Below are 8433 nucleotides of genomic sequence, written 5' to 3' on the forward strand. Positions count from 1 at the left end.
CATCCCAGGTGACGAGGACGGCGGCCTGGGCCTGCGCGTCCTGCAGCACGGCCACCGCGTTGACGATAGGCGCCTCGTGTAGTTGTTGCGCCAGTCGCAGGTTCAGCCCGACCGCTACAGCCGCGACAACGGCCGCCACCGCCGTGGCACCACGCCAGAAGCCGGCGCCTCGCCACAGGCGCTGCCAGCCACGCACGGGCGGCGGGGCCGGCTCGCGCCAGCCGAGCTGCACCTCCACGCGGCAGAGGATTTCCGGCAACGGTGCCGTGGCCGGCTGCAGCGCGGGCAGGTCGGCCAGATAGTGCTGCCAGCGGTCGATGGTGGCCTGCACGCCGGGGTCATGGCGAGCGAGCTGCTCGAAGCGGCGGCGGGCGCCCGCGCGCAGCGTGCCGACCGCGTATTCGGCGGCCAGCTTGTCGACGAGGTCGCGATGGCGGCGCGGGTCCATCACGGCGCTCCCAGGCATTCGCGCAGGCGCTCGAGGCTCCTCCGCATCCACGACTTGACCGTGCCCAGCGGCAGCGACAGCGCTTGCGCCAGCTCGCTGTGCGACAGGTCGCGCAGATAGGCCAGCGACACCACTTCGCGCTGCTTCGGGTCCAGACGCTTGAGACACTCGGCCAGCGCCCGCGCCTGCTGGCCGGCCAGCGCGAGGTCAGCCGGCCCCGGGGCGTGGTCGGCCAGCGCGTCGGCGTGGGTTTCGTCCAGCGGCACGGAGTCCTGCACGCGTTCGGCATGCTGCCGGCGCAGGCAATCGAGTGCACGGTTGCGCACGATGGCGGTCATCCACGTCATCGGTGCGGCCAGATGCGGTCGGTAGTCGCCAGCGTGGCGCCAGATGTTGACGAAGCTTTCTTGCAAGACGTCCTCGGCCCAGTCTTTCCTGACCAAGATACGCAGCGCGAGCCCGAACAGTTTCGGGGCGCAGCGCGTGTAGAGCGTGCGCAGGGCGTCGCGGTCGCCCAGGTCGATGCGCTGGAGGAGGGAGGCCAGTTCTTCAGCGTCAGCGTTTGGCGCACGGCCAGCCGCCGCCGGCGATGCGCTGGCGTCTTGCCTGGCGTGGTCTGCGGCGGTGCGTTGGAAGGTCAGCACGGATGGCTTTGTGGAGGGTTCTGCCCAAAGTGTAGGCAGAAACCGGGGCCGCCGTGGGCAATTCACCGGGGTGGCGCCGCGGTTTGCATCCGTTTTGTGATGACCTTCGTATAAGCGGGCAGGCGCTGGACAAACGCCGGTGGCCCGCGCCGCGCGGGCCGCATTCCCTCCCCATGAACGCAAGGAGTGCAACGATGGATACGACCAAAGATGGTGCGCCGTTCGATGCCGATGCTTCACGCATCGATGTGCGCCGCCGCGTGCTGCTATGGGCGCCGGGCCTGATGGCGCTGGGCTCGCTGGCGGCAGTCTCGCTGGGGCAGTCGATGCCGGCCTGGGCACAGACCCAGTCGGGCAGCGTGAAGGACGACATCAACATCCTGAACGTGGCGCTGGGGCTGGAGTACCAGGCCATCGCCGCGTATCAGGTCGGTGCCGAAAGCGGCCTGCTGCAGAAGCCGGTGCTGGACACGGCGGTGAAGTTCCAGGGGCATCACAAGGCGCACGCGCAGGTGCTGGCCGGCACGGTGTCCAAGATGGGCGGCACCCCAGTGATGACCAAGAAGACGGCCGAATACAACTTCCCGGTCAGCCAGCTCAAGACCCAGGCCGACGTGCTGCGCTTTGCCGCCGGGCTGGAAAAAGGCGCCACCTCGGCCTACCTCGGCGTGATGCCGAATTTCTACACGCGCGAGCTGACGAAGGCGGCCGCCAGCATCCTCGGCGATGAGGCGATGCACTGGGCGATCCTGCTGTCGGTGCTGGGTGAGGACCCTGTGCCCGTGGCCTTCGTCGGATGACCGCATGAAGCGATTGCCGCCACGCCCGGGGGATGACTACGGCGTGGCGGCCTTCTGCTCAGCTTCGAAGATGGCCGCGATGGCCGCGATGAATGCCTGCACACGCGCCGTCTTGTGCAGGTCGGCATGCGTGACCAGCCACACCTCTTGCTTGCCACGCCGGTTCGGCAGCACGCGTACGAAATCGAGCCGGCTGCTGCCCCGATAGACCGGCAGCTCGGACAAGCCGATGCCCGCGGCGATGGCCTCGAACAGAGTCATCGCCGATCCCGTTTGCAGCGCCACCCGCCCGCGCGAGACCGACTCGCCGCAGAGGGCTTCCCACATCCAAGGCACGTCATGGCGCGGATACAGCACCAAATCGTGCCCGGCAAACGCCGCGCCTTCGGCCGGCTCGCCGCGCGCCGCAAGGTAGCCGCGCGAGGCGTAGATGCCGGTTTCCAGTTGCGCCAGGCGCCGCGCGATCAGGTCGGGTGCGGTTGGGCGCAGCGTGCGCACGGCAATGTCGGCTTCGCGCTTGGTCAGGTTGACGACGTTCGTGGACGTCTGGCAAATCACGTCGATGCCGGGATGCTGCTGGCGCAGGCGCGCGATGGCCGGCAGGACGTAGCCGACGGCGAGTGAATCGGTGGTGGCGATGCGCAGCGTGCCGCTCAGTTGCGCGTCGGTGCCCAGCACGCGCCGCTCGATGGTGTGCGCGGCCTGTTCCATGGTCTCGGCGGGCGCGAGCAAGGCCTCGCCGGCCGGCGTGAGCACGTAGGCCGTCTGTGTGCGCAGGAACAGCTTGGCGGACAGCTCTTCCTCCAGCGCCGCCAGGCGCCGTCCGACCGTGGCCTGGTCCACACCCAGCCGCTGGGCCGCGCCGCGCAGGGTGCTGGCGCGCGCCACAGCCAGGAAGATACGTGCGTTGTCCCAGTTCATGCGGGTTCTCCCTTGTTCTGTGATGCAAATGTGCGGCGATTGTATGCAAAAACGCTGCTTTTTTGCATCATCTGCCAAGCCTACACTGCGGCACATGACAACGCCAACAGGAGCCTCCGTCATGTCTTCCTGCAACGCTTCCGCCGTCTCCACCGCCTCTGTTGTGCCCCCGGCCGCTGACCTCAGCCGCTGGCGCCGCAATGCCACACTCGTCATCCTGACCACTGGCGTGTTCATGGCCGTGCTGGATACGACCGTCGTCAACGTGGCGCTCAATGCCATGCGCGCCAGCCTGCACAGCAGCATCGCGGAGCTGGCCTGGATCGTCGATGCCTACACGCTCAGCTTCGCGGCCCTGATCCTCACCGGCGGGCTGTTGAGCGACCGCATGGGGGCACGCACGGTGTTTCTGGCGGGGCTCGCGGTGTTCGTGGCGGCCTCCGCCGGGTGCGGGCTGGCGCCTTCGGTGGTCGCGCTGGTTGCCGCACGCGTGCTACAGGGCGTGGGCGCGGCGCTGTTCGTGCCCAGCTCGCTGGCGATCCTGCGCGCCACCTTCGAAGACCCGCGCGAGCGCGCCCGGGCCATCAGCCTGTGGGGCGGGATCGTGTCAACCGCGGCAGCGGTGGGGCCGGCGCTGGGCGGCCTGCTGGTCGACGCGTACGGCTGGCGCAGCGCCTTCCTCATCAACGTGCCGCTGGGGGTGGCCGGCATGGTGGGCACGTGGATCATCGTACGGCACACGCAGCCCGCGCGCGCGCGGCCATTCGACTGGGCCGGGCAGGGGACGAGCACGGTGATGCTCGCCGCGCTGTGCTTTGCCGCGATCGAGTGGCCGGTGCGTGGGGCGCAATCGCCGTGGGTGTGGGGTGCCGCGCTGCTGACCGTGGTGGCCGCCGCGCTCTTCGTGGTGGCGGAGCGCCGGGCGCGTGCGCCGATGGTGCCGCTGTCGTGGCTGGTGCATCGCACGCTGGGTGCCGTCAACGGCGTCGGCTTCCTGATCAACTTCGGCTACTTCGGCGCGCTGTTCGTGCTGAGCCTGTACCTGCAGAACGTCGAGCACCTCAGTGCGCGCCAGACCGGCCTGGTGCTGCTGCCGCTGGCGGTGAGCCTGTCGGCGGGCAACCTCCTGGCGGGCAAGCTGATGGCGCGCATTTCCATGCCGAACATGATGGTGGGCGGCTTGCTGATCAGCGGTGTGGGGCTGCTGGCGACGTCGGCAGCGTTGACCGCGCATGCGCCCATGTGGCTGGCGTGCGCGGCGATGGTGGTCTTTGGCGGCGGCACCGCGCTGGCGGTCACGCCGATGACGTCCAGCATCCTCGCCGCCGCACCGGGCGCACTGGCGGGCACTGCATCGGGCTTGTTGAACGCCGCCCGCCAGACCGGCAGCCTGCTCGGGGTGGCCGTGGCGGGCGCGGCCGTCACGCTGATGCCCGACGTGGCACACGCCCTGCCAACAGTGTTTGGCCTGATGACGGTGGCGTATGCCGGCGCGGTGGCGATGGCGTGGATCAGCCGTCGACCCGCCGCCACCGCGCTGGCCTGAGCGGTTGCCTTAACCGCTGTTGCGCAACCCCGCCGCAATCCCGTTGATCGACAGGTGGATGCCGCGCCGCACGCGGGCATCGTCGCTGCCGGCCTTGCCCGAGCGGAAGCGCTTGAGCAGCTCCACCTGCAAGTGGTTCAGCGGGTCCAGGTACGGGAAGCGGTTCTTGATCGAACGCGCCAGCAGCGGGTTGTCGGCCAGCCGCTCCGATTGCCCGGTAATGGACACCAGCACCTGCTCGGTCAAGGTGAACTCCGCCGAGATGCGCGAGAACACCGCGTTGCGCAGCTTGCGATCCTCACACAACTGCGCGTAGCGCGAGGCCACGTTCAGGTCGGCCTTGGACAGCACCATGTCCATGTTCGACAGCAGGTTCGCAAAGAACGGCCACTGCTTGTGCATGCGCTTGAGCGTGGCCAGGCGCGCGGCGCGGGCCTTGGCATTGCCCGCCTCATCCAGCCAGCGCTGCACCGCGCTGCCGAAGCCGAACCAGCCCGGCAGCAGCAGGCGGCACTGGCCCCACGAAAAGCCCCACGGAATCGCGCGCAGGTCTTCGATGCGGCGGTGCTTCTTGTCCATCAGCTTGCGCGAGGCCGGGCGCGAACCGAGGTTCAGGTCGGCAATCTCGGTAATCGGCGTGGTGGCGAAGAAGTAGTCCTTGAAGCCCGGGGTCTCGTAGACGAGGTCGCGGTACGCGGCAAAGGCGTGGTCCGACAGCGCCTGCATGGCGGCCTCGAACTCCTCCAACCCCTTCGGGCGGTTGCGCGTCGGCAGCAGCGTCGCTTCCAGCGTGGCAGCGACGATGGTCTCCAGGTTGCGCCGGCCGATCTCGGGGTTGGCGAACTTGCTGGAGATGATCTCGCCCTGCTCGGTCAGGCGGATCTGCCCATTCACCGTGCCCGGCGGCTGCGATAGGATGGCCTGGTAGGTCGGGCCGCCGCCACGGCCCACCGTGCCGCCGCGGCCGTGGAACAGGCGCAGGCGCACGCCCTTGCGGTCGAACAGTTCCACCAGTGCCAGCTCGGCCTTGTACAGCTCCCAGTTGGAGGTGAGGAAGCCGCCGTCCTTGTTCGAATCCGAATAGCCGAGCATCACTTCCTGCTCGTTGCCCTGCGCCGCCAGCACCGCGTCAAAGCCGGGCAGGGCGAGCAGGTCGCCCATGATCTCGGGCGCGTTGCGCAAGTCTTCGATGGTCTCGAACAGCGGGATCACCATCACGTCCAGCGCCGCGCCACCGCTGCCGTTGGTGCCCTGGCGGAACATGCCGGCTTCCTTCTGCAGCAGCATCACTTCCAGCAGGTCCGACAGCGTTTCGGTGTGCGAGATGATGTAGTTGCGCACGATGCGGTTGCCGTAGCGGGCACGCACCTCGCGTGCGGCGCGGAAGATGTCGATCTCCGACGCCGTGGTCTCGGTGTACGTATGGAACGGCAGCGTCAGCAGGCGCGGCTGTTGCAGCTCGCGCAGCAGCAGCGTGCGCTTGTCGGCTTCGGACAGCGCGGCATACGCGCCTTCCACGCCGGCCACCTTGAGCAGTTCGGCGACGGTCGCCTCGTGGATGTCCGACACCTGCCGCAGGTCGATCGACGACAGGTGGAAGCCGAACACATCGATGGCGCGCGCCAGCGACGCCAGCCGCGCATCGGCCAGCACCTCGCCGTGGTGCGCGGCCAGCGAGTCGATGACGATCTGGATGTCGGCGCGCAGCTCTTCGGCGCTGGCATAGGCCGGGGCGGGGCCGACAGCATGGCGGCCGGCGTCTTCACCGGTCAGCTCGCGGCAGGTGGCGGCCAGGCGCGCATACACGCCGATCAGCGCGCGGCGGTACGGCTCGTCGGTGCGATGCTCGGAGCGGTCCGGCGAGCGCTCGGCCAGCGCCACCAGCGCGGCGCTTACATCCACCAGCGAGGTGGACATCGACAGCTCGGCGCCCAGCGTGTGGATCTCTTCCAGGTACCACGCGAGGATCACGCTGGCCTGCCGCTGCGCGGCATAACGCAGCGTCTGCGCGGTGACGAAGGGGTTGCCGTCGCGGTCGCCACCGATCCACGAGCCCATCTGGAAGAAGGCGGGGAGCGGGGCCGGTTCGCCGCGTGCGCCACGGCGCGGGAACACGGTGGCCACGTCCTCTTCCAGCTCGCGGTACAGCGCGGGAATCTCGCGCAGGAAGGTGGTCTGGTAGTACGACAGCGCGTTCTCGATCTCGTCGGCCACCATCAGGCGTGTGGTGCGCAGCATGCGCGTCTGCCACAGCTTGGTGACGTGGGCGCGCAGCTGGTGCGTGTTGTGCTCGCGCTCGCGCGTGGTGAGCGGCGCGTCGCGCTCGGCCAGCAGGCGGGCGATGTCGCGCTGCGCGTCCAGAATGCTCTTGCGCTGCACCTCGGTCGGGTGGGCGGTCAGCACCGGCACGATCAGCGCGGCGTCGAAGAAGCGGCGCAGCACATCGCCCGACATGCCTTCATCGGCCGCCGACAGCAGCGCGCGCATCAGGCTGCCCGGCTGCGGCGGTGAGCCGGCCAGCGCGTGCACGCGGCGGCGGCGGTTGTGGTGCTGGTCTTCGGCGATGTTCGCCAGGTGCGAGAAATAGCTGAACGCGCGCACCACCGACGTGGTCTGGTCGCGCGAGAGTTTCTTGAGCAGCCGGTCGAGTTCCTGCTCGGCCTGGCGGTCGCCGTCGCGGCGGAAGCGCACGGCGGTCTGGCGGATGGTCTCGACGGTCTCGAAGACGGTGCCGCCTTCCTGATCACGCAGCACGTCGCCCAGCAGGCGCCCCAGGAAGCGGATGTCCTCTTTCAGCGGCTGGTCCTTGGCGGCAGTGCTGCCCGACGAGCGGCGCGCGACGGGGCCAAATGCGGGGCCGAGTGATGCGCCATTGGCCTCGTCCGCGCCATTGGCCTTGGCGGCCGGTTTGATGGCCGGCTTGGTGGCGGCTTTGGCGGGCTTGGCGGTCTTGATGGCTTTAATGGCCTTGGCGGGGGCGGCGGGCGCCTTGCGGGCGGGGGTCGCGCGCGAGGAAGCGCGGCGCGCGGCGGGCTGCGTCATGGTGTCTCCTAGGTTGGATGGGTAAGGTGCCTGAATGGCCCTCTTTTCTGCATCATTTCAACGTGATAGCCGGTCTGTCGCGAAAAAGCTGCGTGCTACCATTGCCGCATGTCTTCCCACACCCGCCCGACCTCCGTCGAATCCCAGCTTGCAACGACTCCTGCAGCCCAGGCGCCGACCAAGCTGGTCATCGCCTCGCGCGAAAGCCGGCTTGCCCTCTGGCAGGCCGAACACGTGCGTGCTGCATTGCAAAAATACTATCCCGCGTGCGACGTGTCCATCCTTGGCATGACCACGCGTGGCGACCAGATCCTCGACCGGTCCCTCGCCAAGGTGGGGGGCAAAGGTTTGTTTGTGAAGGAACTGGAAGTCGCGCTGGCCGAGGGGCGCGCAGATCTCGCCGTACATTCGCTCAAGGATGTGCCGATGGAATTGCCGGAAGGCTTTGCGCTGTCGGCCATCCTCGAACGCGAAGACCCGCGCGACGCCTTTATTTCCAACGACTACGCTGATCTGGCCTCGCTGCCTGCCGGCGCCGTGGTGGGCACGTCGAGCCTGCGCCGCGAGGCCTCGTTGAGGGCTCGGTTTCCGCATCTGGTGATCCAGCCGCTGCGGGGCAACCTCGATACGCGCCTCGGCAAGCTCGATCGCGGCGACTACGCTGCCATCATCCTGGCCGCTGCGGGGCTCAAGCGGCTGGGGTTGGTCGATCGCATTCGCTCGACCATCGCGCCGGAAGAATCGCTACCGGCAGCCGGGCAAGGTGCGCTCGGCATCGAAATTCGCGCCGACCGCGCAGACGTGCGAGCCTGCCTCGCGCCCCTGCACGATGAGCCCACTGCACTGGCCGTGACGGCTGAACGCGCTGTTTCGCGCATTCTCGGCGGTTCGTGCCAGGTGCCACTCGCCTCGTTCGCGCAGTGGTCGGACGGCGGCACGCTGCGCCTGCGCGCCTTTGTTGCTTCGCAGGACGGCACCCGCAAACTCGCCGCGGATGGCGAAGCCACGCCATCTACGCTGGCCGAAGCCGAC

The 8433-nt window shown here is 68.7% G+C and carries 6 protein-coding genes and 1 pseudogene; 3 read left to right on the forward strand and 4 right to left on the reverse strand.

The genetic code is table 11. The features are described 5' to 3' along the window. Positions 1–448 (reverse strand): annotated as a pseudogene (locus QZ609_RS21465) (hypothetical protein); the annotation flags it as partial. Beyond that, entirely contained in the window at positions 448–1092 is a 645-nt protein-coding gene (locus QZ609_RS21470; protein WP_295499356.1) for a sigma-70 family RNA polymerase sigma factor, read from the reverse strand. The pseudogene QZ609_RS21465 and the gene QZ609_RS21470, both read right to left, overlap by 1 nt. Positions 1093–1286: 194 nt before the next feature. On the opposite strand from QZ609_RS21470, the gene QZ609_RS21475 reads away from it, so the two are divergent. Next, positions 1287–1892, forward strand: coding sequence for a ferritin-like domain-containing protein (locus tag QZ609_RS21475; protein ID WP_295499357.1), 606 nt, complete (start codon positions 1287–1289; stop codon positions 1890–1892). Between the two features lie 36 nt (positions 1893–1928). Here QZ609_RS21475 and QZ609_RS21480 read toward each other — a convergent pair whose 3' ends face one another. Continuing rightward, positions 1929–2813: a LysR family transcriptional regulator gene (locus QZ609_RS21480; protein WP_295499360.1), complete on the reverse strand. Its 885-nt coding sequence runs from the start codon at positions 2811–2813 to the stop codon at positions 1929–1931. A gap of 121 nt (positions 2814–2934) precedes the next feature. On the opposite strand from QZ609_RS21480, the gene QZ609_RS21485 reads away from it, so the two are divergent. Then, entirely contained in the window at positions 2935–4359 is a 1425-nt protein-coding gene (locus QZ609_RS21485) for an MFS transporter (protein ID WP_295499363.1), read from the forward strand. Between the two features lie 9 nt (positions 4360–4368). Here the strand turns inward: QZ609_RS21485 and ppc are convergent, their stop codons facing one another. Next, positions 4369–7401 carry a phosphoenolpyruvate carboxylase gene (ppc, locus tag QZ609_RS21490; protein WP_295499366.1) on the reverse strand — a complete coding sequence of 1011 codons (3033 nt, stop codon included), beginning with the start codon at positions 7399–7401 and terminating at the stop codon, positions 4369–4371. A 108-nt stretch (positions 7402–7509) separates the two neighbouring features. Here ppc and hemC point away from each other — a divergent pair. After that, positions 7510–8433 (forward strand): hydroxymethylbilane synthase (gene hemC, locus QZ609_RS21495; RefSeq protein ID WP_295499368.1); only part of this gene is annotated, 924 nt, incomplete at its 3' end.

The organism is uncultured Ralstonia sp. (genome assembly GCA_913056305.1).
Lineage (GTDB): Bacteria > Pseudomonadota > Gammaproteobacteria > Burkholderiales > Burkholderiaceae > Ralstonia.

What these genes read in the sequence shown, in the direction of transcription:
- ppc (WP_295499366.1), bottom strand. Translation starts at nt 7,401, where the DNA reads ATGACGCAGCCCGCCGCGCGCCGCGCTTCCTCGCGCGCGACCCCCGCC.
- QZ609_RS21475 (WP_295499357.1), top strand. Translation starts at nt 1,287, where the DNA reads ATGGATACGACCAAAGATGGTGCGCCGTTCGATGCCGATGCTTCACGC.
- QZ609_RS21480 (WP_295499360.1), bottom strand. Translation starts at nt 2,813, where the DNA reads ATGAACTGGGACAACGCACGTATCTTCCTGGCTGTGGCGCGCGCCAGC.
- QZ609_RS21485 (WP_295499363.1), top strand. Translation starts at nt 2,935, where the DNA reads ATGTCTTCCTGCAACGCTTCCGCCGTCTCCACCGCCTCTGTTGTGCCC.